The sequence below is a fragment of the Planobispora rosea genome, assembly GCF_014648175.1.
Taxonomy (GTDB): Bacteria; Actinomycetota; Actinomycetes; order Streptosporangiales; family Streptosporangiaceae; genus Planobispora; species Planobispora rosea.
Map to the genome: position 1 here is coordinate 50,963 of NZ_BMQP01000014.1, position 22,442 is coordinate 73,404.

At 72.6% G+C, this 22,442-nt stretch carries 21 protein-coding genes; 7 read left to right on the plus strand and 14 right to left on the minus strand.

What is annotated here, in order from left to right; genetic code table 11:
* Position 1: 1 nt before the first annotated feature.
* From IEZ08_RS16020 to IEZ08_RS16040, 5 genes are all read right to left on the minus strand, one after another.
* A complete protein-coding gene (locus IEZ08_RS16020; RefSeq protein WP_189242394.1) occupies positions 2 to 1,348 on the minus strand; it encodes an LLM class flavin-dependent oxidoreductase in 1,347 nt (448 codons plus the stop codon).
* Complete coding sequence (locus tag IEZ08_RS16025; protein ID WP_229803153.1) at positions 1,348 to 2,340, minus strand: ABC transporter permease; 993 nt, start codon at positions 2,338 to 2,340, stop codon at positions 1,348 to 1,350. Before IEZ08_RS16025 ends, IEZ08_RS16020 begins: the two co-directional genes overlap by 1 nt.
* Positions 2,333 to 3,124: an ABC transporter ATP-binding protein gene (locus IEZ08_RS16030; RefSeq protein ID WP_203863414.1), complete on the minus strand. Its 792-nt coding sequence runs from the start codon at positions 3,122 to 3,124 to the stop codon at positions 2,333 to 2,335. Before IEZ08_RS16030 ends, IEZ08_RS16025 begins: the two co-directional genes overlap by 8 nt.
* An 80-nt stretch (positions 3,125 to 3,204) precedes the next feature.
* Positions 3,205 to 4,224, minus strand: a complete 1,020-nt coding sequence (locus IEZ08_RS16035) for an ABC transporter substrate-binding protein (protein ID WP_203863403.1) — start codon at positions 4,222 to 4,224, stop codon at positions 3,205 to 3,207.
* A 462-nt stretch (positions 4,225 to 4,686) separates the two neighbouring features.
* Positions 4,687 to 5,148, minus strand: coding sequence for a VOC family protein (locus IEZ08_RS16040; RefSeq protein WP_189242396.1), 462 nt, complete (start codon positions 5,146 to 5,148; stop codon positions 4,687 to 4,689).
* An 85-nt stretch (positions 5,149 to 5,233) separates the two neighbouring features.
* Here IEZ08_RS16040 and IEZ08_RS16045 point away from each other — a divergent pair, with 85 nt between their 5' ends.
* On the plus strand, positions 5,234 to 6,202 hold the full coding sequence (locus IEZ08_RS16045) for a helix-turn-helix transcriptional regulator (protein ID WP_189242397.1): 969 nt from the start codon (positions 5,234 to 5,236) through the stop codon (positions 6,200 to 6,202).
* On the opposite strand, the gene IEZ08_RS16050 is transcribed toward IEZ08_RS16045, so the two are convergent.
* Entirely contained in the window at positions 6,199 to 7,416 is a 1,218-nt protein-coding gene (locus IEZ08_RS16050; RefSeq protein ID WP_189242398.1) for an erythromycin esterase family protein, read from the minus strand. The genes IEZ08_RS16045 and IEZ08_RS16050 overlap by 4 nt on opposite strands.
* A 127-nt stretch (positions 7,417 to 7,543) precedes the next feature.
* Here IEZ08_RS16050 and IEZ08_RS16055 point away from each other — a divergent pair, with 127 nt between their 5' ends.
* Entirely contained in the window at positions 7,544 to 8,050 is a 507-nt protein-coding gene (locus tag IEZ08_RS16055) for an NUDIX domain-containing protein (RefSeq protein ID WP_189242399.1), read from the plus strand.
* Positions 8,051 to 8,098: 48 nt separating this feature from the next.
* Here IEZ08_RS16055 and IEZ08_RS40260 read toward each other — a convergent pair whose 3' ends face one another.
* Genes IEZ08_RS40260 through IEZ08_RS16070 form a run of 4 tightly spaced genes read right to left on the minus strand, consistent with a single transcriptional unit; the run spans position 8,099 to position 13,646 of the window.
* Entirely contained in the window at positions 8,099 to 9,856 is a 1,758-nt protein-coding gene (locus IEZ08_RS40260) for a polysaccharide lyase 8 family protein (protein WP_268249333.1), read from the minus strand.
* Between the two features lie 32 nt (positions 9,857 to 9,888).
* Entirely contained in the window at positions 9,889 to 10,434 is a 546-nt protein-coding gene (locus IEZ08_RS40265) for a hypothetical protein (protein WP_268249334.1), read from the minus strand.
* 51 nt (positions 10,435 to 10,485) lie between these two features.
* Complete coding sequence (locus tag IEZ08_RS16065; protein ID WP_084780050.1) at positions 10,486 to 12,915, minus strand: FtsX-like permease family protein; 2,430 nt, start codon at positions 12,913 to 12,915, stop codon at positions 10,486 to 10,488.
* Positions 12,915 to 13,646, minus strand: a complete 732-nt coding sequence (locus tag IEZ08_RS16070; RefSeq protein WP_068923292.1) for an ABC transporter ATP-binding protein — start codon at positions 13,644 to 13,646, stop codon at positions 12,915 to 12,917. The genes IEZ08_RS16065 and IEZ08_RS16070 overlap by 1 nt, the downstream gene beginning before the upstream one ends.
* A gap of 97 nt (positions 13,647 to 13,743) precedes the next feature.
* On the opposite strand from IEZ08_RS16070, the gene IEZ08_RS16075 reads away from it, so the two are divergent.
* Positions 13,744 to 14,352, plus strand: coding sequence for a response regulator transcription factor (locus tag IEZ08_RS16075; RefSeq protein WP_068923291.1), 609 nt, complete (start codon positions 13,744 to 13,746; stop codon positions 14,350 to 14,352).
* Between the two features lie 92 nt (positions 14,353 to 14,444).
* Here IEZ08_RS16075 and IEZ08_RS16080 read toward each other — a convergent pair whose 3' ends face one another.
* Entirely contained in the window at positions 14,445 to 16,574 is a 2,130-nt protein-coding gene (locus IEZ08_RS16080; RefSeq protein ID WP_203863404.1) for a sensor histidine kinase, read from the minus strand.
* Between the two features lie 289 nt (positions 16,575 to 16,863).
* On the opposite strand from IEZ08_RS16080, the gene IEZ08_RS16085 reads away from it, so the two are divergent.
* Entirely contained in the window at positions 16,864 to 18,141 is a 1,278-nt protein-coding gene (locus IEZ08_RS16085; RefSeq protein WP_203863405.1) for an MFS transporter, read from the plus strand.
* Entirely contained in the window at positions 18,101 to 18,526 is a 426-nt protein-coding gene (locus IEZ08_RS16090; protein ID WP_068923289.1) for a MaoC family dehydratase, read from the plus strand. Before IEZ08_RS16085 ends, IEZ08_RS16090 begins: the two co-directional genes overlap by 41 nt.
* A 21-nt stretch (positions 18,527 to 18,547) precedes the next feature.
* On the opposite strand, the gene IEZ08_RS16095 is transcribed toward IEZ08_RS16090, so the two are convergent.
* Positions 18,548 to 19,519 (minus strand): AraC family transcriptional regulator, encoded by a 972-nt coding sequence (locus tag IEZ08_RS16095; RefSeq protein WP_203863406.1) that lies wholly within the window; start codon positions 19,517 to 19,519, stop codon positions 18,548 to 18,550.
* 83 nt (positions 19,520 to 19,602) lie between these two features.
* On the opposite strand from IEZ08_RS16095, the gene IEZ08_RS16100 reads away from it, so the two are divergent.
* Positions 19,603 to 20,163, plus strand: coding sequence for a VOC family protein (locus IEZ08_RS16100; protein ID WP_203863407.1), 561 nt, complete (start codon positions 19,603 to 19,605; stop codon positions 20,161 to 20,163).
* Between the two features lie 137 nt (positions 20,164 to 20,300).
* Here the strand turns inward: IEZ08_RS16100 and IEZ08_RS16105 are convergent, their stop codons facing one another.
* Positions 20,301 to 20,759, minus strand: a complete 459-nt coding sequence (locus tag IEZ08_RS16105; protein WP_203863408.1) for a MarR family winged helix-turn-helix transcriptional regulator — start codon at positions 20,757 to 20,759, stop codon at positions 20,301 to 20,303.
* A gap of 75 nt (positions 20,760 to 20,834) precedes the next feature.
* Between IEZ08_RS16105 and IEZ08_RS16110 the strand changes: the two genes are divergently transcribed.
* Complete coding sequence (locus IEZ08_RS16110) at positions 20,835 to 21,899, plus strand: hypothetical protein (protein ID WP_229803157.1); 1,065 nt, start codon at positions 20,835 to 20,837, stop codon at positions 21,897 to 21,899.
* Here IEZ08_RS16110 and IEZ08_RS16115 read toward each other — a convergent pair.
* Positions 21,838 to 22,434, minus strand: a complete 597-nt coding sequence (locus tag IEZ08_RS16115) for a gamma carbonic anhydrase family protein (RefSeq protein WP_068923286.1) — start codon at positions 22,432 to 22,434, stop codon at positions 21,838 to 21,840. The two genes, IEZ08_RS16110 and IEZ08_RS16115, sit on opposite strands and share 62 nt — an antisense overlap.
* Positions 22,435 to 22,442 lie beyond the last annotated feature (8 nt).

The following is a 22,442-nucleotide window of genomic DNA, read 5'->3' on the forward strand; positions in this document are numbered from 1 at the left end:
CTCACGAGACCACCACCGGGTCGAGCCGCCTGTCCGCGCTCCGCGCGTAGCGGGAGGCGGGCCGGTCCAGGCCGTAGTTCTCGCGCAGCGTACGGCCCTCGTACTCGGTCCGGAACAGGCCCCTGATCTGCAGTTCCGGCACGACGTGGTCGACGAAGTCCGCCAGGCCGCCGGGCAGCACCGGCGGCATGACGTTGAACCCGTCGGCCGCGCCGTTCTCGAACCACACCTGGATCTCATCGGCGATCTGCTCCGGCGTCCCGGCCACGACCCGGTGCCCCCGGCCGCCCGCCAGGCGGCCCAGGAGCTGCCGGACGGTGAGGTTCTCCCGGCGGGCGAGGTCGATGACGAGCTTGCGGCGGCTCTGGGCCCCCTCCGTCTCGACGGAGACGTCGGGCAGCGGCCGGTCCAGCGCGTCGTGCGTCAGCTCGATGCCCGTCATGCTGGAGAGCTGGGCCAGGCCGTACGCGGGGATGATGAGGTCCTCCAGTTCCTTGCCCAACCGGAGCGCCTCCCGCTCGGTGGAGCCGATGATCGGAGAGATGCCGGGCAGGACCAGCAGCTGGTCGGGGCGCCTGCCGTACCGGGCGAGACGGCCCTTGAGGTCGGCGTAGAACTCCTGCCCCTCGGCCAGGGTCTGCTGGGCGGTGAAGACCGCCTCGGCGTGGCGGGCGGCGAACTCCTTGCCGTCCTCCGACGAACCGGCCTGGACCAGGAGCGGGTGGCCCTGCGGCGGGCGGGAGGTGTTGAGCGGGCCGCGGACCCGGAAGTGGACGCCGTCGTGGTCGAGCGTGTGGATCTTGCCGGCGTCGGCGTAGAGACCCGCGCGGCGGTCGCCGACGACGGCGTCGTCCTCCCAGCTGTCCCAGAGCCGGGTGACCACCTCCAGGAACTCGGTGGCCCGCGCGTAGCGGTCGGCGTGGGCGGGGCGCTCGATGCCGAAGTTGCGCGCCTCGGCCTCGCCCGCGGAGGTGACGATGTTCCATCCGGCCCGGCCGCCGCTGATGTGGTCCAGCGAGGCGAACTTGCGGGCCACGTGGAACGGCTCGTTGTAGGTGGTGGACACGGTCGCGATCAGGCCGATGTGGTCGGTGACCGCGGCCAGTGCCGACAGCAGCGTCAGCGGCTCCAGCCCGCCCAGCGCGTTGTGCCGGACGTCGCCCTGCAGGGCGAGGCCGTCGGCGAGGAAGACCGAGTCGAGCCTGCCCCGCTCGGCGATGCGGGCCAGCTCCTGGTAGTGCCGGACGTCGGTGAGGCGGGCCGGTTCGGTGAGCGGGTGGCGCCAGGCCGCCTCGTGGTGGCCGACCCCCATGAGGAAGGCGTTCAGGCGGAGCGTACGGAAGCTCATCAGGTGGTCCTCCACGTCGAGAAACGGCGCTCCACGCTGAGCAGGAGCAGGTTGAACAGCAGACCGAGCGCGGAGATCGTGATGATTCCGGCGTACATATCGGGGATGCGGAAGTTGAACTGCGTGTCCTGGATGAGGTAGCCGAGTCCGGCCTTGGCCCCGACCATCTCAGCGAAGATCAGCACGAGGATGGAGTAGGCGCCAGCCAGCCGGATGCCGGTGAAGATGGTCGGCACGGCCGCCGGCAGGATCACCTTCTGGAACAGCCTGACCGGGCCGAGCCCCATGGACCGGGCCGACTTGATCAGCAGCGGCTCCACGGTCCTGACCCCGCTGACGGTGTTCAGCAGGATCGGCCAGGCGCAGGCGTAGAACACGAAGACGATCTTCGAGGTCTCCCCCAGGCCGAAGATGAGGATGAAGACCGGCAGCAGGGCCACGGCCGAGGTGTTGCGGAACAGCTCCAGCACCGGGCTGAGGAACTCGGCGACCGGCCGGTACCAGCCGATGGCCAGGCCGAGCGGGATGGCCAGCACGATGGCCAGGCCGAAGCCGGACAGGGAGCGGATCAGCGACGCCTGGAAGTGGTCCAGCAGCTGCCCGCTGAGCAGCAGGTCGTACCAGGCGGCCAGGATCTCCGACAGCGGCGGCACGAACACCGCGTCGACCACCCCGAGGCGGGGCAGCGCCTCCCAGACGCCGGCCAGCAGCACCAGGGCCAGCGACCGGTTGACCGCGGCGAGCAGCCGGGCCGCCAGCGGGGGCCGCGTCCTCCCGGCGACCTTGAAGAAGTTGGTGGCCCTGTCGTCCGCGGTGGGGACGTCGCCCCGCGGCGGGCCCACCGGGTTCACCGGGTTCACCGGGCTCGCAGCCTCCGTTCCGTCCGCCTTCTCCGGCTGCGCCGCCCTGCGCGCCGGGCCGGCGGGGGCGGGGGCGGGGGCGGCGGAGTCCGATGCGGGGTGGGGAACGGTCAGGGTGGTGTCGTCAGCCAACGGTCCGCTCCTGTTCCTGGGCCGCGGCGACCTCGTCGCGCAGCAGAGTCCAGATGTGGTGGCGGTACTCGCCGAATCCCGGGTCGGCGCGCAGGTCGCCCTCGCGCGAGTCGAACGCGATGTCGAGGACCCGCTTGATCCGGCCGGGCCTGGAGGTCATCACGGCGACCCGCTGCCCCAGGTAGACGGCCTCGTCGATGCCGTGGGTGATGAACACCACCGTCTTGTTCGTCTTCTCCCAGATGCGCAGCAGCTCCTCCTGGAGGGACTCCCTGGTCTGGGCGTCGAGCGCGGCGAACGGCTCGTCCATCAGCAGCACGTCCGGGTCGAAGGCGAGGCTGCGGGCGATAGCCACGCGCTGACGCATGCCGCCCGACAGCTCGTGCGGGTAGCGCTGCTCGAACCCGCTCAGCCCGACCAGCTCCAGGTAGTGCCGGGCCCGCTCGCGCCGCTCCCCCTTCGGTACGGCCTTCGCCTCCAGCCCGAACTCAATGTTGGCCAGGGCCGTGCGCCACGGGAACAGCGCGTACTGCTGGAAGACGATGCCGCGGTCCAGGCCGGGGCCGTCGACGACGCGGCCGTCGATGAGGATCTGCCCGGTGGTGGGGGCGGTGAGGCCGGCGATCAGGTCGAGCAGCGTGGACTTGCCGCAGCCGCTCGGGCCGACCAGGGTGAGGAACTCCCCCTCGCGCACGTCCAGGTCGATGCCCTCGACCGCGGTGAACGGCCGGTCGGATCCCCGGATCTGGAAGACCTTGCCGACCCCCCGGATGCCGATCTTCACCGGTCCGGCGGTGATGTGGTCCGTGGTGATGTGGCCCGTGGTGAGGTGGCCCGTGGTGAGGTGTTCGGCGGTGTGCGGGCTCACGAGGCGCTCCCGTTCCCGAAGGGGTTGAACTCGTTGGTGTACAGGTCAGACGTCTTGACCTGGCCGGACGTGATCTCGCCCTCGCGCTCCAGCCAGTCGATCCAGGTCTGGAACTCCTTGGCGTCGATCACGCCGCCCTTGCCGCGCACGCCGCTGCTCTGCCAGAACTCGACGGCCGTGGTGTCCTCGTTGCGCCCACGCTTGGCGATGATCTCCTTGTACTTGGCGACCACCTCCTCACGGGAGTGGGTCTGGGTCCACTCGATGGCCTTGGCGTACGCCTCGACGAACTTCTTCGTGGTGGTCGGATTCTCGGCGATGAAGTCCTCGCGGAGCACGACGCTGCCCGCGGTGAAGGAACCGAACAGGTCGATGTCCTTGAACAGGGGGGTGATGCCCCCGCGCTCCAGGGCCTTGTCCCGCAGGATGCCGCCGAGCGCGGCCACGTCGATCTGCCCTTGCCGCAGCGCCTGCTCGGTGTTGACCGGCGGCACGACGACCAGCTCGACCTTGTCGATCTCCTCCGGGGTCAGGCCGCCGCGCTTGAGGTACTCCTTGAGCACGGCCTCCAGGTGGGCGCCGAGCGTGTTGACCCCGATCTTCTTGCCGATCAGATCGCGGGGCCCCTTGATCGGCGAGCCGTCGGCGACGTAGTAGCCGATGTAGCTCTTCTCGTCGCTTCCGTAGTAGCCGACCACAGCCTTGATCGGGGCCCTGGCCGCGACGAGTTTGATGATGGCGCCGTTGAAGGCGCCGCCGAAATCGGTCTGGCCGGTGGCGGCCGACTGGATGTCCTGCGGGCCCGAGATGGTGTTCCCGATCCACTTGAGCTTGATGTCCCCGAGGTAGCCGAGCTCCTGGGCCAGCTCGGGGAAGGTGACGGCGCCGACGCTGCCCTGGTAGCGCAGCTCGGTCACCTCCGAGCTGCCGGGTTTGGCGGAGCCGGAGGCCGAGCCGCAGGCGACCAGGGAGGCGGCCAGCAGAACGGAGAGGAGGGCATGACTGGTTCTGATCACGGAAGTGGTCCTCAGGAAGGGCATGCTCGCGCGGGGCCGTGCCGCGGGCGGGGCATGCCGGTGGAAAACAGAGTGGAGTTCACGGAGGAGGGCGTGGGCGCCGTCGGCCACGCGCGGGGCGAGGGTGGGGAGGGCGCGTCCCCGCGGTCCGGGGACGCCCCGTCGGCCACCTGCGCGGGGCGAGGATCGGCGGGCGGCGCTATGGCCGCGCGCTCTCGCCGGGCAGGACGGAAACGGGTGGGCGGCGATCCGTGATCAACGACACTGCGCGCTGGCGACGTGACCGAAGTCCACGTGCGGGCGCCGGGTCAGGCGAAGTCCCTGGCTCATGCTCCGAACCTACGGCCGGGCACGGGATAAGTCAACATTTCCTACTGGTTTTGAAGGAAAAGCGGCCGGGTGCGGCTCCCCGACGGAGAACCGCACCCGGCGCGATCGGTTACGGGCGGCCGATGAACCGCGTCAGTCCAGGCAGAACTCGTTGCCCTCGGGGTCGGTCATCACGATGAAGCCGGCGCTCATCGGCAGGTCCGGCTCGTGGCGGCGCACCCGCTTGGCTCCCAGGGCGACGAGCCGGTCGCACTCGGCCTCCAGCGCCGCCATCCGCTCCTCCCCCCGCAGTCCGGGAGCCGCGCGGACATCGAGGTGCACGCGGTTCTTGGCGACCTTGCCCTCCGGCACCCGCTGGAAGAACAGCCGCGGGCCGTGCCCGTCCGGGTCCTCAAGGGCCGATCTCGTGTTGCGCTCCCCCTCCGGCACGCCGGCCCGCTCGAGGAAGTCGTCCCACGCGGCCAGCGGGTCGACGCCCTCGGGCAGGTCGACTCCGGGCGGGCCGGGATGGACGTAACCCAGCGCATCGCGCCAGAAGGACGACAGCGCCCGCGGGTCGTGGGCGTCGAAGGTGACCTGGATCTGACGGCTCATCGGATGCTCCTTCGTCGTGGGTGCGCAACCACTCTGACATCGATGGCGGACAGGAACGGTCCGCTATCTCTGGCAGAGTGGTGACATGGACGCGGTGAGCGGTGAGGAGCGGGGGACGACGGAGCGGGTGCTCACCCTGCTCGGCCTGCTGCAGCAGCGCCGGGTCTGGACCGGCCCCGAACTGGCCGGCCGGCTCGGGGTCACCCCGCGCACGGTACGGCGCGACGTCGAGCGGCTGCGCACGCTCGGCTATCAGGTGCTCGCCAGCCAGGGGGTCGGCGGCGGCTACCAGCTCGCCCCGGGGCAGGACCTGCCGCCGCTGCTACTGGACGACGAGGAGGCGATCGCCACCTCGGTCTCGCTGCTCGCCGGCGCGGGCGGCGCGGTCGCCGGCGCGGGCGACGCCGCGCTCCGGGCACTGGCCAAGCTCGACCGGGTGCTGCCCACCCGGTTGCGGCACGAGGTGCGGACGCTCTCCGGCTCGGTGGAGTTCTTCGGCGGAGGCCGTACGCCGGTCGATCCCGAGGTGCTCATGACACTGGCCAGAGCCTGCCGCGACGAGGTCGAGGCCGGCTTCGGCTACCCGTCCGGGAGCGAGGTGAGACGCCGGCGGGTCGAGCCCTACCGTCTGGTCGCCTCCGACCGGCGCTGGTACCTGTTCGCCTACGACCTCGATCGCGACGACTGGCGCAGCTTCCGCGTCGACCGGATGACCGACGTGTCCGCACGGACCTGGCGCTTCCGCCCGCGCCCGGCGCCCGACGCGGCGGCGTACGTGCAGGAGAGCGTGGCCAGCCGGGTCTACCCGCACCAGGCGCGCTTCCTCGTGCACGCGCCGGCCGGCACGGTGCGCGCGCAGATCCCGGCGTCGGCGGCCGTCGTGCACCGGCGGGGGGAGGAGTTCTGCGAGGTGCTCAGCGGTGGCGGCAACCTCGACTTCGTGCTCATGCACGTGCTCCTGCTGGGACACGACTTCGAGGTGCTGGACCCTCCGGAGCTGCGGAGACGCTGCCGCGTGCTGGCGGAGAGGCTGTCCTCGGCCGGTGGAGCCTAGCCCTGCGGGATGTTCTCGCCCTGCGGGATGTCCTTGACGAACACGAGCCCGTCGACTTCGGGCAGGTGGGACGGGTCCATCGGGGCGTAGCCGAACCAGGGGGACACACCGGGGGCGGGCAGCGCGTCGCCGAGGGCGGCGGTCAGCCCGCGGACGTCGATGAGGCAGCGGTCCTCGGGGAGCGTGTACAGGAGCCCTTCGAGGGTGTCCGGGGCGGGGGTGTCCACCCCCCGGTGCCGGATCGTGCCGACAGCCGTGGCCAGGAAGGCGTACTCCTCGCCGAGGTGGGCGTTCACGATCGAACCGGCGCTCCACCACTCCAGCGGCAGGTCGCCCAGCCGCATCGAGCTCTTGCTCCGCTGGAGGTGGGCGTTGTGGGCGTGAGCCAGCACCGGGCCCCGCTCGGCGACGGCGAGGAGGTTGGCGGCCATCATCGAGTCCCGCAGGGCGCACATCCGCGTCACGCGGGCCGGTGAGGTGTCGGCCATCCAGAAGTGGTAGCCCAGCAGGCCGGTGGCGGTGCGCCCGTACAGGCGCGCCCGCTCCCAGTCGTCCCGGGAGGTCGCCGCGATCAGGTGCGGCGTCTGCGCGTCGAGCAGCGCCACGAGATCGTCGGCGAGCCACCGCAGCTGCCGGGCCTCGGCGCTCTGCCCCACGGACTGGGACGGGTCCATCACCGCGGCGGGGTTGGACCAGCGGTCGTCGTCGCCGAGGAGGCGGTCCAGTGTTCCCGCCGTGCAGGGAAGCAGGTCCGGCTCCGTCCAGGCCGCGAGGTAACCGTGGAGCGCGGTGAGGGCCTGGCGGGGGCTCGCGGCCCAGTACTCCAGCGGGCCGTCGAAACCGGCGAAGCGCAGGTGCTCGGAGGCGGGCCGGCCCTCGTTGCGGGCGCGCATCCAGCGCACGAGCTCGCGGTTGGCCTCCGACGCGCCCCAGCCGTGGCTGAAGCCGCGTTCCATGACCTCGTCGAGGGTGCCCGTGCCGGAGGTGACGTAGTCGTCCACGACCAGGCCCATCATGCAGTCGCTCTCGATCGCGATCGACCGGTAGCCCTCCTCCTCGACCAGCTGACGGAAGAGTTCGTTACGCACGTCGAGCAGGGTGTCCTCGCCGTGGGTGGGCTCGCCCAGGGCGAGCAGCCGCGGACGGGCCGGGAGCAGCCGCATGACGGCGGCGGCCTCGACGGCATGGGCGGCGTCCTTGATGCCAGCAATCATGCCTTCAACAATATCGTTGAAGTATTTAGTTGAAGGTTTACCTCGATATCACCAGGATTATAAGGCTCAACCCTCAAATACGTGATCGAAGCGGTCGTCGGCGGCGACCGTTGCTAGTCTCGCGATCATGACAACCAGGAACTCCCACTGCTCCTTCTGCGGTACGGCTTACGCCCCGGACCAGCCCTGGCCGCGGACCTGCGCCGGCTGCGGCAACACCGCCTACCTCAACCCGCTGCCGGTCGCGGTGATGCTGCTGCCCGTGGACGGAGGGCTGCTGGTGGTCCGCCGGGACGTCGAGCCGCGCCGCGGTGAGCTCGCCCTGCCCGGCGGGTTCATCGACCTGGGAGAGTCCTGGCAGGAGGCGGCGGCCCGGGAACTCCGGGAGGAGACGGGCGTCGTCGTCGCGCCGGGGGACGTCCGGCTGTTCGACGTGATCAGCGCCCCCGACGGCACCGTGCTGATCTTCGCGCTGGGACCCCGCACCGGATCGGCCGCCCTCCCGCCGGTCGCCGCCACCGCCGAGACGACGGAGTGGCTGCTGATCGACGAGCCGCAGGAGCTGGCGTTCCCGCTGCACACGCGGGTCGTGGCGGAGTACTTCGCCGCGGAGGGCGCGACCCTGCCCGGATAGCTCCGGCCGCCGGCCAGGTCTCGTGCCGGATCCGGCACCGGCGGCCGGTCAGGTTTCCCGCGGAAGCCGTACGGTGACCGTCTGGGAACCGCCGCCCCGGTCCGCCAGCCGCCCGAAGGCGAGGGTGAGCCTCTCCCCGGTCGTGGCGCCCCTCAGCAGCCGGTGCCCGCCGAGCACCCCGTCCACCGGCCGGTCCCAGGTCACGGTCAGCTCGTCCAGGTCGCGCCTGGGGTCCGACACGGTCAGCGTGGCCGTGCCGTCCCCGTGCTCCCGGACGAGGACCGAGCACGGGGCGGAGGCGGCCAGACCGCCGGCGGCCCCGCCGTTCCAGAAGTTGACGGCGGTGATCCCGAGCGAGGGGATCCGCACGCCCTGCAGGCGGGCGGTGTTGGCGAGCACGCCCGCCCAGCCGGGATCGGCCGCACGGGCCCCGGTCCCTTCCGGGCTCGCGCCCGGCAGGAGCAGGTAGGCGTAGCCGGCTCCGGCGGGATCGACGCCGTGGTCGAGCCAGAGGGTCACATAGCTCCGGGTCGCCTCGGCCGGGTGCCCGGGGCGTTGCCTGCCGGTGCGCTCCTCGCGCAGCGTGCGCAGGGGCCCGCCGTCCAGCACGACGTAGCCGCCGTGCCCCGCCAGGTGCGCCCAGCCCGCCGCGGCGTCCACGGTGAGGGGCGCGGCGGTCCTGCGGTTGTCCACGACGGTCTCCACAGGCACGCCGTCCTGCCCCGTGATCCCGGCGCCCAGGCAGACCACCGCGTCGTCGAGGAAGAACCACGACTTGAAGGCCTCCATCGTGCTGTCGAGGCCGTTCAGGTGCTGGCCGACCGCCGCGTACGTCCCGTCGGTGGCGCCGCCCACCCAGCGGCCCGGCGGACGGCTGCCGCCCCACGCCTCGCCCGCGCCGTCGGCCAGCCGTTTGGTGGAGACGGTCGTGCCCGGCAGGCGGTAGGGGTCGACGGTGGGCCAGAAGCAGTCGGAGTAGTGGTCGCCGTGGCCCTCGCCCCACCAGTAGAGCATCCCCGAGCCGGTGTGCCAGCCCCGCAGGTTCTCGCCGTTGCCGTACTCGTAGTGGCCGATCCGGTCCGAGGCCATGCTGAGCGCCGCACACCACCCCGGTCTGCGGTGGACGGCGCGGGCGCTCATCGCCATCAGCCGGTGCCCGGAGGGCTCGCCGGCCGCCGGGACCGCGTCGTCGTCCAGGACCGCGGCGAGGCGCGCGTGGAACCCCAGGTCCTCGCGTTCGGCGGTGGCGAGCATGGGGCGGTGGGCATCCCGCAGCGCCCACCCCTTGACCATGCCCTGCCAGCGGGCCCGCTCGGCGGCCGAGGCCTCCTGCCCCAGCAGCAGGATCGCGGCGGCGATCAGGTGGCCCCTGTGGTGGTCCCCGTACGGCACCCTGCCCACCGCGCGTCCGCTGACGAGGTCCATGCAGAAGCCGTCGTGGATGAACGGCGCGAACGACCGCTCGACCATGTCGAAGACGATCTGCCGGTCCGGGTCGGTGATCTCCCACGGTGAGCCCCGCAGCACCGCGAACATCGTCGCGAGGCCGGACAGCAGCGTCCCCCCGTAGGTGCCCTGGTAGGGGATGGACGTGTGCTGGACGAACGAGCCGTCGCGGTAGAACCCGTCGCCCTCGGTGACGTAGGAGAAGACCGGGGAGAGCGCCGAGACGGCCAGCGCGGCCTTGGCCGGGTCGGAGCCGAGGACGGCGCGCAGCAGCGTCACGGTGCACAGGTCCACGCGGTTGGCCGCGGTGCTGGTGCCGCTGTAGTCGTCCAGGCGGCGCTCGGGGACGAAGTGGTCCACCGCGCTCAGCAGCGCCGCGCCCTGCCGGTCCGTCAGTGCGGGCCGATCAGCAGGGCCGCGTCGAGGAGCTTCCTCGGGGCGCCGATCTGCCAGTTCCACCAGTTGCCGGCCGGGACCGCGCCCGCGGCGTACACCCGCCACCGGTAGTGGTCGATACCGGCCGCGACGGCTCCGGCCAGGTCCACGTCGCCGGTCAGGCCGGTGCCCGGCAGGGCGTACGCCCGGGCCATGGTCTGCAGCCGGGCCGGAGTGGCCCGGAGCGAGGGGAACGGAAGGTCCGGCCAGAGCGACCCCCCGGCCGGCGCCATGGCCCGCCGGTACCGGGCCGCCGCCGCCCCGCGTTCCGCCAGCCGGGTCCGGTACGGCTCGGCCTCCGCGTCGAAGCCCGACCCCGCCGAGACCTCCCGCCAGCGGCGGCGCAGCGCGGCGAAGGCGGCCTCCACCTCCGGCGGCACGTCCCCGGACGGCCGTCCGGCCGCCGTCCGGGGGGTGTCCGCCGCGGCCAGCGCCCCGGCCAGGACTCCGGTCGCGGCGGCTCCGCCGAGCCGCAGGACGAATCGTCTGGAACAGCCGGTCACCGAGCAATTGTCGCGCGGGCGATCGTCACTCCGGAACGCCCGCCGCGCAGATCAGGAGATCGCCTCGGCGGGGCGGGCACGGAGGACGAACCGCACGGGAAGGGCGGTGGCGGCCAGGGTCAGGACGGCCACCGAGGCGACCAAGGCCAGGTAGGCCGGCGGCGGCACGTGCGGCCGTGCCGAACCGGTCATGCCCAGGCTGAAGGCCGTGAGCGTGACCAGCGAGATCACTGTGCCCACGGCCACCGAGACCAGCACCGCGGTCAACGTCTCCAGACGGGCCATCCGCAGCACCTGCCGGGGCGTGGTGCCGACGAGACGGAGCAGGGCGAACTCGCGGGAGCGGTCCGAGGCGGACATCGCCAGCGTGTTGACCGCGGCGATCGCGGTGAACGCGATGATCAGGCCCATCGTCACGTAGTTGACCTCGGCGTTCGGCGTTCCCACCGCGACGGCCCGGACCCTGTCGAGCACCGCGACGCCGGGCGCGGCCCGCTCCAGGGCCGCGCGGGAGAGCGACGGCGCCGAGACCAGGGCGGTGGAGAACGGGTCGTCCACGTGCGGACGCACCAGCCCGTGCGCCAGGAGGAGCTCACCGTACCCGAGGCCCCGCTCGTAGAGGGCGACGACGCGGAGCGTCACGGCAGTGCCGTCGCCGAGGGTGAGCCGGAGCGGCGAGCCGACCGACACACCGAGGCGGGATGCGGCGGTGCGGCTGACGGCGACCGTCTGCGGGCCGAGCCCGTGCAGCGACCCGGCGACCACCCCGGGGTCGAGTGTCAGCGAGAGCCCCGCGGGCGTGACGGCCTGCGCGCCGTACTTCTCCAGGCCGACCCGGACCGAGGTGTGCAGCACCTCGGTGACCGCCTCCACGCCCGGCACCCCGCGTACGGCCTCGGCCGCGGCGGAGGAAACCCGCGTGCCGAGCACGTAGTCGGCGCGGTCACCGGCCGCCGCCTCCTCCTGCGCGGCGTACCCCATCGTGGTCTGCACGAACAGGATCGTGCACGTCATCGCGACCATCAGGCTGAGCGGAGTGATCACCAGGGCCAGCCGGTGCGACCCGGCCCGCAGGTTCGCGGCGGCGAGGTACCCGCTCACCCGGGAGGCGCGCAGCACCGCTCCGAGCAGCGCGACGGCCACCCGGGCGATCACCGGACCGAGCAGGGCGGCCGCGACCGTCCACACCAGTGCGGTCAACATCGTCACCGGGCCGGACGCCGCCTCGGTGGACAACCCCGACAGCACCAATGTCAGCACGGTACCGCCCGCGGCGCACAACAGCCCGGCGAGCATCCGTCTCCGGGGCAGGCGCGCGGTCGGCAGCGCCGCCTCACCGAGGGCCTCGACCGGGCGGATGCGGGCGGTACGGCGGGCGGAGACGCGCGCGGCGGTCCAGGCGGCCAGGACGGTCGCCGCGAGCGCGGCGAGTACCGGGAACGGGCTCACCACGAGCCGCAGGTTCTCCGGCATCACACCCAGCGCGACGAACCGGGAGCGCAACCAGAAGCCCAGGCCGATCCCCAGAGCGGAGCCCAGGGTTCCGGCGACGACGCCGAGCACGAGCGCCTCGCCGCCGAGCAGCCGACGCACCTGCCGTGGTGTCGCCGCGACCGCCCTCAGCAGGGCGATCTCCCGGTGGCGCTGCTGGACGGAGAGCGCGAACGTGCCGACCACGACGAGGATCGCGACCAGCAGCGCGGTGCCGCCGAGGGCGCCGCCCATGCTGACCAGCTTCAGCCGCGCCTGCTCCGCATCGAGGAACTCGGCCGCGCCGCGCTCGTCGCCGGTGTGGACGACCGCACCGCCGGGCACCGGGGGCAGGTCGATCCGAGGTGCGCCGGATCGGGGAAAGACGCCGATCGCGCTGACCAGACCGGGGCGACCGGCCAGGCGGCGGGCCTCGGAGGCGGCGAAGAACAGCGTGTCCTGGCTGGGCAGGGCCTCGGCGGTGACGCCCGTCACCCGGTAGACCCGTGAGCCCGCCGGTGACTCCACGGTCACCTCGGCGCCCACGTCCAGCCCCGCCCGCGCGTCCGCCACCAGTTCGTTCCCGTCCCTGGGCGCGCGTCCGGCGCGCAGGGTGAACGGAGTGAGCGGAGCCGACTCCCAGCCGTGCCCCCAGAAGGACCGGCCCGCGACCAGGACGGGGAACGTCACCTCGGTGACCACCCGCCCGACCCCCGGGAGCCGGCCCAGCTCCCCGGCGAGGGAGGCGGGGATCCACCGGCGCTCCGACAGGGCCTTGGCCTTCGCCTTGGTCTTGCCCTCCGACTTCCGGATCGTCTCGCGGACGTACCGGTCGCCCGCGACGAGCACCGGGGCACCCGCGTAGCGCTCGGGGGCGACGCCGCCGCGCAGCCCGGTCTCCAGCAGCATCCCGCAGGCGCAGACCAGGGCCGCCGCGCACATCAGGGCGAGGAAGGCGCCCGCGAAGCCGGCCTTGCGGTGCCGGATCGTCCGCAACGCGAAGAAGATCATTACACCCACGCTCCCAGCCTGGTCATCCGCTCGGCCACCCGGTCGGAGGTCGGCGCGGTCATCGCGTCCACGATCCGGCCGTCGGCCAGGAACAGGACGGTGTCGGCGTAGGAGGCTGCCACCGGATCGTGGGTGACCATCACCACGGTCTGGCCCATGCCGTCCACCACCTCGCGGAGCAGCCTCAGCACGTCACGGGCGGTCATCGTGTCGAGCGCGCCGGTGGGCTCGTCACCGAAGACCACCTCGGGCCGGATCGCCAGCGCCCGGGCGATGGCCACCCGCTGCTGCTGCCCGCCGGAGAGCTGGGCGGGCCGGTGCCCGGTCCGCCCGTCCAGGCCGACCCGCGAGACGATCTCTCGGAGCCAGGCCCGATCCACCCGGTTGCCCGAGAGCCGGAGCGGCAACGTGATGTTCTCGGCCACGGTCAGCGACGGCACCAGGTTGAACGCCTGGAACACGAATCCGATCCGCCGCCTGCGCAGCTTCGTCAGCCGCGTCTCGTCCATCCCGGTCAGCTCGGTGCCGCCCAGCCGTACCGAGCCCGAGGACGGTGAGTCCAGCCCGGCCGCGCAGTGCAGAAACGTGCTCTTCCCCGACCCCGACGGTCCCATCACCGCGGTGAAGCTCCCCTGCGGGATGCCCACCGTCACCTCGCGCAGGGCCGCCACCGCACCCTGGCCCGCGCCGTACACCTTGCTCACCGCGTCCAAACGCACCACGTCCGTCATGCCTGCCAGCCTGCTGGCCTGCGGTCCGCCAGGCCAGAGATGTGATCACCGGCGGACCGTGACATCGTCATGATCCGGACACTGGTAGACATGTCCCGTGATCCGTGTGCTGTTGGCCGAGGACCAGTACGTCGTCCGGGGCGCCCTGGCGGCGCTGCTGGGCCTGGAGGAGGACCTGGAGGTCGTCGCCGCTGTCGAGTCGGGTGACGCCGTGGTGCCCGCCGCGCTCCTGCACCGGCCCGACGTCGCGGTGCTCGACATCGACATGCCCGGCGCGCTCGACGGCCTCGCCGCCGCGGGAGAGCTCCGCCTGCGCCTGCCCGCCTGCCGGACGCTCATCCTCACCGCGTACGGCAAGCCCGGCCATCTCCGCCGGGCGCTCGGCGCGCGGGTGGACGGGTTCCTGCTCAAGACCGCACCGCCGGAGGAACTGGTGGCCGCTATCCGCGCGGTGGCCGACGGCGAGCGGGTGCTCGACCCCTCGCTGGCGGTGACGGCCTGGGACCTGGCCGACAACCCGCTCACCCCCCGCGAGGCCGACGTGCTCCGGCTGGTGGCCGAAGGGACCGACGCCGCCGAGATCGCCGGGCGCCTCTTCCTGAGCGCGGGGACCGTGCGCAACTACATCACCGCGATCGTCGCCAAGCTCAACGCCCGCAACCGGGTCGACGCCGTGCGCATCGCGAGAGAGGCCGGCTGGATCTGACCGCGCCGTGCCCACACAGCCGGGACGGGGAGACGGGGACGGGTCCGCCGAGGAGGGACCGGGGCGCCGTGCCGTCCGAGGCGCGGGGAGCCTCAGCCTGCGGGTACGGACATGGCGAGGGACGCGGTGGGGACACGGGCCTCGATCTCGAACCGCTCGCCGTCGCGGGTGGTGGTGAGACTGCCGCCGAGGGCGGCCAGCCGCGTGGTCAGATTGCCGACTCCCGCCGAGCCGCGGCGCCCCGCGGTCCGGTCCGGGGCGGGGACCGCGGCGGGGACCGCGTCCGGGCGCACGCCGTCGTTGCGCACGCGGAGCCGTACCTCGCCCTGCTCGCAGTCCGTCGCGATCGTGCAGCGGCGTGCGGCACTGTGCCGGAGCACATTGGTCACCGCCTCACGCAGCACCGTGCTCAGCACGGTCTCGACCTCAGCGGCGACCCGGCCGTGGCCCAGCTCGACCGTGACATCGATGCCCGCGGCGCCCAGGAGCGACCGCGCCGACTCCGCCTCGGCGGCCAGCGACATCTCGTGCCGTTCCCCGGAGACGGAGCGCATGTCGGCCTCGGCCTTCTCCACCATCCCGAGCACGTCCTCGATCTCGGCGCGGGCCCGGACGGGGTCGAGCCTCCTGGCCAGCTCGCACCTGAGGAGGATCGCCGCCATGCTGTGGCCGAGCAGGTCGTGCAGGTCCCGGGCGGCGCGCAGGCGCTCCTCGACCACCGCCGATCGGGCCAGCTCCTCCTTGACCGCCTGGACCTCCTCCGCCAGCAGGGCCAGACGGAGGAGCCCGTGGACGACCAGGCCGGTCACCAGCGTGCTCACGGTGTAGTTCACCGTCACGGCGGGCTCCAGCCCGAGGACGACGCCGATGACCGCGGCGCTCGCCGTCACGGAGGCGACGAGCGGCCAGGCGAGCACCGCGGGGAAGGCCAGCAGGAGCGGACCGGAGAGGAAACCGGCGACGCCCAGCCAGACCTCGCCGAAGGCGGGGATCGGGAGATAGGTGAGCAGGGCCATGGCCGCCAGTGACCGCAGGTGGCGGCCGGACACCAAGCGGAGCTGCAGGAGGAGGATCAACCCGAGGCAGGCGGCCGCCGGGAGCAGCGAGCCCGCCGGGAGCCGGAGCAGCGCCTTGGCGCTGAACCCGGCCAGGACGACGGCCAGCAGGGTGAGGGAGAGAACCGAGGCGTGCCGGTCGTCCGGCGGGAGCGACGGAGCGGATCCGGCGCAGGGAAGCATGACGGAGACGGTGAAACGTCCGGTGGGGGACAGACCCGTCGCGAGCGATCCGCCCGCCTCGGCGACCCGGCCGGGAAGGTCGCTCAGGCTCTCGTCCTCCGCGGTCCTGACTCCGTCGTTGGAGACGCGGAGCCGGACTCCGCCCTCGGACGTGTCGGTCTCGATCTCGCACGTCGTCGCCGTGCCGCGCCGTACGACCTCGGTCACCGCCTCCCGGAGCACGGCCGCGAGCAGCGCGCCCGCGGGCCCCAGCGGTTCGGCGTGGCCGACGCGCACGTGCGCGGTCACGCCCGCGGCCGCCAGCATCGCGCGGGCGGTGGTGATCTCGGGCGCCAGAGACATGGCGCGGTACCCGGAGGCGGCGGTCCGCGCCTCGGCCAGGGCGCGCCGTGCCGTCCCCGCGACCTGTCCGAGGATCTCGGCCGTGTGTTCCGGCTCGGCCAGGGCGCGCCTGCCGCCTTCGGCGATCATGACGAGGCCCCGCCCGAGACCGTCGCTCAGTTCGGCGGCGATGCGCAGCCGCTCCTCGGCGACGGCGGCCGCGGCGAGGGCGAGCCTGGCCGAGTACAGCTGGTCGACCCGCTCGGTGAGCCGGGTCAGGCCGTAGACCACCAGCGCGATCAGGATCATCGTGATCGTGGCGTCGGCCGTGGCCGACGCCTCGCCGTACCGGACGGAGCCGATCACCGCCGCCGCCGCGGCGACCGCCGGAGCAAGCGGCCACAGCGGCGTCAGCAGCAGTGACCCGGCCAGGAAGCCGAGCATGCCGACGGACGCGCCGGAGGCGAGAACGCCCCAGAACCCGGCTCCGGCCTGTACGGCGAACAGCATCGGCCCCCGGAACCGTCTGAGCACCGGCAGGACATGAACGAGCTGCAGCGCGAACACGACGATCGCGATCGGCACCCCGGCCAGCAGGTACACGCTCGCGAACGCGCCCAGAACGGCGAGGGTTATCCCCCGGGCCAGGTGGGGCGCCTGCATCTGTGGCAAATCCGTACCCCCGAACATCCGGGGGAACAGCCTAGACGAGCCGGCCTGCCGATCGCTGCTCCCAAGGCGCGGGCCCGGCGGCGAATGCGCGGACTGGACCCCCGTCCACGCAAGGTGGCAGAGCAGTTCGCCGCCCGGCGACGCGACGGCGACCGGGAGCGGCTATCCGCGTTTCACCCGCCGCGGGCTTACGATCCCACCCGGGGTCCGACACGAGAAGAGACTGATCATTTCAATGTCCACCGGGCGAAGACGCGATCCAGGCCGCCGTCGATTCGGCGTGGGACGGGCGAGGGGTTCCGCCCGCGCCCAGCTCGCGCTGATCGCCGCCGTCCAGGTCCTGGTGATGGCCACCTGGTTCTCCGCCTCGGCGGTCGTCCCCGCCCTGCGCGGCGAGTGGGGCATCACGCAGGGCGCGGCCACGTGGCTCACGGTCTCGGTGCAGCTCGGTTTCGTGACCGGCGCGGTACTCGCCGCGGTGCTGAACCTGCCCGACGTCATCCCCGCGCACCGGCTCGTCGCGGTGTGCGCGCTGGCCGCCTCGGCGACGACCGCGAGCGTCGCGGCCTTCGCCGACGGTCTGGGGACGGCGGTGCCGCTGCGCTTCGCCACCGGCGTCGCCCTGGCCGGCGTCTACCCGCCCGGCCTGAAGCTGATGGCGTCGTGGTTCGAGCGGGGACGCGGCTTCGCCCTCGGGCTGCTGGTCGGCGCCCTGACGCTGGGCAGTTCGCTTCCGCAGCTCATCAACGGCTTCGCCGCGCTGCCCTGGCGGACGGTGCTGTACGTGTCGTGCGCGCTGGCCGCCGCGGGCGCTCTGCTCGCCGCCTGGTCGGTACGGCCCGGCCCGCACTCCGCCGCCGCGGCGCCGTTCGCCCCCCGGTACATGGTCACCCTGTTCCGGGAACGCGGTCCCCTCCTGGCCAATCTCGGCTACCTGGGGCACATGTGGGAGTTGTACGCCGTGTGGACCTGGCTGCCCGCGTACATCACCGCGAGCCAGGCGGCCCACCCCGGCCGGACCGCCGGAGCGCTGCCGCCCGGGGTGACCGCGTTCGTGGCGATCGGGGTGGCCGGCCTCGCCGGGTGCCTGCTGGCCGGGTGGCTCGGCGACCGCGTCGGCCGGGCCCGGCTGGCGGCGCTGGCGATGACGGTCAGCGGCACCTGCTGCCTGCTGGCCGCGGTCGTCTTCGGCGGGCACCCCCTGCTGGTGTTCGCGGTGCTGATCGTCTGGGGCGCGTCCGTCATCGCGGACTCGGGCCTGTTCTCCGCCTGCACGAGCGAGGTCGCCGACCGCCGCTACGTCGGCACCGCCCTGACCACGCAGACGGCGGCCGGGTTCCTGCTGACCGTCGTCACCATCCAGGCGACACCGCTGCTGGCCGAGGCGGCCGGCTGGCGTGTCGCGGTGGCGGTGCTCGGGATCGGGCCGCTCGCGGGCGCGGTCGCCATGGTCCTGCTCCAGCGGTACATGACCTCGGTTCACTCACAGACGACCGGAAGGACGACGGTGCACACCCATGAGCACGACATGGCCGAAAGGCGCCCCGAGACCAGGTGACCGCGCCGAGCTCTCGCGCACGGTGGAGGCCGCCGACATCGAGCTGTTCACCCGGATCAGCGGCGACCGCAACCCGCTGCACTACGACGAGCAGGCCGCCGCGGACTCGCGCTTCGGCGGGATCATCGTCCAGGGCGGGGTGACCAGCGCGATCCTCAACGCCGTCGTGGCCGAGCGGCTGCCCGGGCCCGGCACCGTGTTCCTGAACGTGAACTGGAACTTCCTCGCGCCGGTACGGCCCGGAGACGAGATCACCGGCGCGGTCCAGGTCATCGAGGTGCGGACGGACAAGCCGATCACCAAGCTGCGTACCACCGTGACACGCCAGGACGGCACCCTGGTCCTGGAGGGGACGGCGGTCTGCTACACGACGGCGCTGATCTGACCGGCCCGTTCCCGGGAGAGGTCAACCCGGCCCCGGGTACACGGTCGTGTCCTCCCGTCTCGTCGCAGCCGTGCGGTAGGCACCGGGAGAGGTGCCGGTCTCCCGCTTGAAGGCGGCGGCGAAGGCCAGGTCGGACTGGTATCCGACCTGGGCCGCGACCGCGGCCACGGTGGCGCGCCGGTCGCGCAGCAGGGTCCGGGCCCGTTGCATGCGGACGGCCAGCAGGTAACGCATGACGGGCCGGCCCACCTGCGCGGTGAAGCGGGCCGAGAAGGCGGCCCGGGACAGGCCCGCGGTACGGGCCAGCGCGGCCACGGTCCACGGATGGGCCAGGTCGCCGTGCATGGCGTCCAGGGCCCTGGTCAGGCACGGGTCGGCGAGCCCGGCCAGCCATCCCGGCCGGTCGACGGTGTCGCTGTGATGCCGCAGGGCGCGGACGAGCATCGCGTCCGACAGCCGGGCCATCACCAGCTCGCTCCCCCGCCCGCCGGCGAAGGCCTCGGCCCGCAGCACCTCGACGAACGGCGCCAGCCAGGCGGCGGCGTGACCGGGTACGTGGATCACCCGCGGGAGGCCGTACAGGACGGGATGGTCCGGTTCCCCGATGAGGAACGCGCCGCAGACCACGACGGTGTCGGCTCCGCCGATGTGCAGGCGGTTGCCCGGGGTGCGCATCGCCAGCTCGAAGCCGGACACCCTGGCCGCCCGCCGCCCCCCGTCCGGGGAGCGCAGGACGTGGGAGTCCCCGCGCGGCAGGATCACCAGGTCTCCGGTGGCGAGCCGCACCGGCTCGGCGTCCCCGTCGCCGCTCCCGCTCCCGCTGTCTTCCCCTCGGGGTTCGAGCGCCAGCTCGCACTCGCCACGGGCGACGATGTGCACCCCGCGCAGCCCCGGCTGGTCGAACCCGACCTGGAACGGGGTTCCCAGCTCCAGCCACCGGTAGGCGGCGCTCTCGAAGCGCAGCTCGCGCATGACCGTGTCCAGCAAGTCCATGGTGAGACGGATTCTATGGTTTTCCGGACGATCACACATGGTCCGTCTGCCCACGGCTTCCTAGCCTCGTATTCAGGAGGCTGATGATGAAACCGAAGAACGACTCCGGCGGCCGGGCCCCTCGACACGGGGAGGGCGGGCCGGACATGGACCTGATCTCACAGATCACGCGGATCGCCCAGGTCAAGATACCCGTCACCGACCTGGCCGCCAGCGTGGAGTGGTACCGCCGGCTGCTCGGCCTGCGGCTGTGGGTGGAGATCGTCGAGGACGGGGTCGTGCGCGGCGCCGGGCTGATGGATCCGCACGACCGCTTCAACCTCTCGCTCCGCCACCGGTCGGTGTGCGCGAGCGAGCCGGATCTGCGCGGCTTCGACGTGGTCGCCTTCACTCCGCAGTCGCGCGCCGCCCTCCACCGGCTGGCCGAGCACTGCGACCGGCTCCGGATCGCGCACTCCGGCGTCCAGGAGACGCCCGGCGGCGCCCTGCTCGACGTGCCCGACCCGGACGGCACCGTGCTGCGTTTCTACGACTTCACCCAGCCCACCGGCGGTTTCACCGGGGTGGAGTTCCGCGACGGGCGGCACGTGGGTTTCTACGACACCTCACGGCTGCCGGCGTCCCGCGCCGCGGACGGCGCGTGACGTCCCGGCCCGGCCTTCCGCTGCGGCCGGATTCAATGGCCCGCTCCTGGAACGCTCGCCGCCTCGGCCGAGGGCGCGACGCCGTACGCCAGCCCCGGCTCGGCCAGGCACACACGGCGCAGGGCCCGCCGGACCGCTCAGATCGCGGCGATCAGGGCGATCAACTGCTCGCGGAAGGCGGCGTAGTCGTCCAGCGCGCCGAACAGGGTGTCGGAGTCGCGCTCCTGCCTGCGCGCCTCGTCCAGCACCTCGCGTCCGGCGGCGGTGATCTCGATGAGGGTCCGGCGCCGGTCGCGCGAGTCCGTCTCCTTGACCACGTAGCCGGACCGCCGCAGGTGCTCGACCGTCCGGCTCATCGTCTGGTCGGTGACCCGGCACAACGTGGCGAGCTCCCGCTGGGGCAGGCACCCCTGCGCAACATGGTGCAGGGCGATGAGGCCCGCGTGGGTGAGGCCCCGGGCCGACAGGAAGGCGTGGAAGCGCCCCTCCACCACGCGGGCGGCCACCGACAGCAGACGGCCGGTGGGCCAGGAACGGATGTCGGCGCGCACGTCATCCGGGTATCGCGCGACATGCTGTTCATCGCCTTCTGCCACCGGCCCATTGTCCCAGAACCGTCCGGGTCCCTCCCGTCATTGTTCAGCTCGCTGATTAACCACATAATAGTCAGCATGCTGAATGATTCGGGCGAGCGAGGGGCGCATCGCGCTCTGGTCATCGGCATCGCGGCCAGCGCCGTGCTGACCGGGATGGTGTGGCTGCTCGGCCAGCGCCTGCACGGCATCCGGCTCCTGCCCGACCAGGGCGCGGCCTGGTACTACTGGAAGCTGCCCGAGCCGACCGCCTGGAGCCGGGCCTCGGCCTGGCTCGGTTACGCCGCCCACCAGGCGGCGATCTGGGGACTGATCTACTACGCCCAGACACGGGTCCGCCGCTACACCTCGGGCCTGCACACCGTCAACGTCGTCGCCCTCGCGGTGAACTTCGCCTTCGTGCTCCTGCACACCCTGCAGACCCACCTGTTCTACGACGGTCTCGCCCAGGACGTCTCGATCTTCAGCTCTCAGGGCTCGGTGGTCCTGCTGCTGGTCGTGGTCCTGCTGATGGAGAACCGCCGCCGCGGCCTGTTCCTCGGCCGGCCCGCGCCCATCGGCGCCGAGGTCACCGGGTTCGCCCGCAAGTACCACGGCTACCTGTTCAGCTGGGCCGCCGTCTACACCTTCTGGTACCACCCGATGGAGGCCACCAGCGGGCATCTGATCGGCTTCTTCTACATGTTCCTGCTCCTGCTGCAGGGCAGTCTCTTCCTGACCCGGGCGCACACCGACCGCAGATGGACCTTCACCCTGGAGATCATGGTGGCGGTGCACGGCACCCTCGTGGCCGTCATGACCAGCGGCCCCGGCGGCGCCTGGCCGATGTTCCTGTTCGGCTTCCTCGGCGTCTTCCTCGTCACGCAGATGCACGGCCTCGGACTGTCGGCGGCCGTGCGATGGCTGCTCGCCGCCGCCTACGCGGGGGCCGTCCTGGTGGTGTACGGCGCCCGCGGCCTCGGCTCGGCCCACGAGATCGTCCGCATCCCCGCGATCGAGTACCTCCTGGTGGCCGTGGTGGCCGTACTGATCTGGCTCGGACTGAGAACATCCAGACTCCTGACCGGAGCCGAACCCCCCGTCAGCCGTCGAGGACCCGGTCGTCCAGGTGAGCCCCGTAGAACGCGGTCTGGCGGGCCATGACGACGCTCATCGGCGTACCGCGCGGCACGCCGTAGACGGTTCCGGGGAAGTCCAGGCCGCGCTGCTTGTCCCACAGTTCGTCGTGCCGGTCGGGGGAGAACAGCTCGGCCGGGTCCCCGGCCGCGATCCAGCCGATCGGCACGACGCTGTCCGGCTCCAGCCGCGAGTTGACGTGCAGCACGCTGTTGATCCGCAACTCCGAGCGCGTCCCCGCAACGGATCCGGGGAACAGCGACGCACCCGTGGCCACGAAGACCTCGTCCTCGACGGCCGCCCCGTTGACGTGTGCGTGCGGGCCGATCAGCACCGCGTCGCCCAACACCGCCGGATGCTTCGCCCGGCCGCGGACCAGCGCGTTCTCCATCACCACCACGTCCGCGCCGGTACGCACCTCGCCGTCCTCGGCGGTGAGCACGGCACCGTGCAGGATACGCGCCCGCTCACCCAGGACGACCCCGCCGCAGAGAACCGCCGAGGGTGCGACATATGCCGACTCGGGAACCACCGGTCTCTTGCCTCGATGCTCGATCAACATGCCTCGAG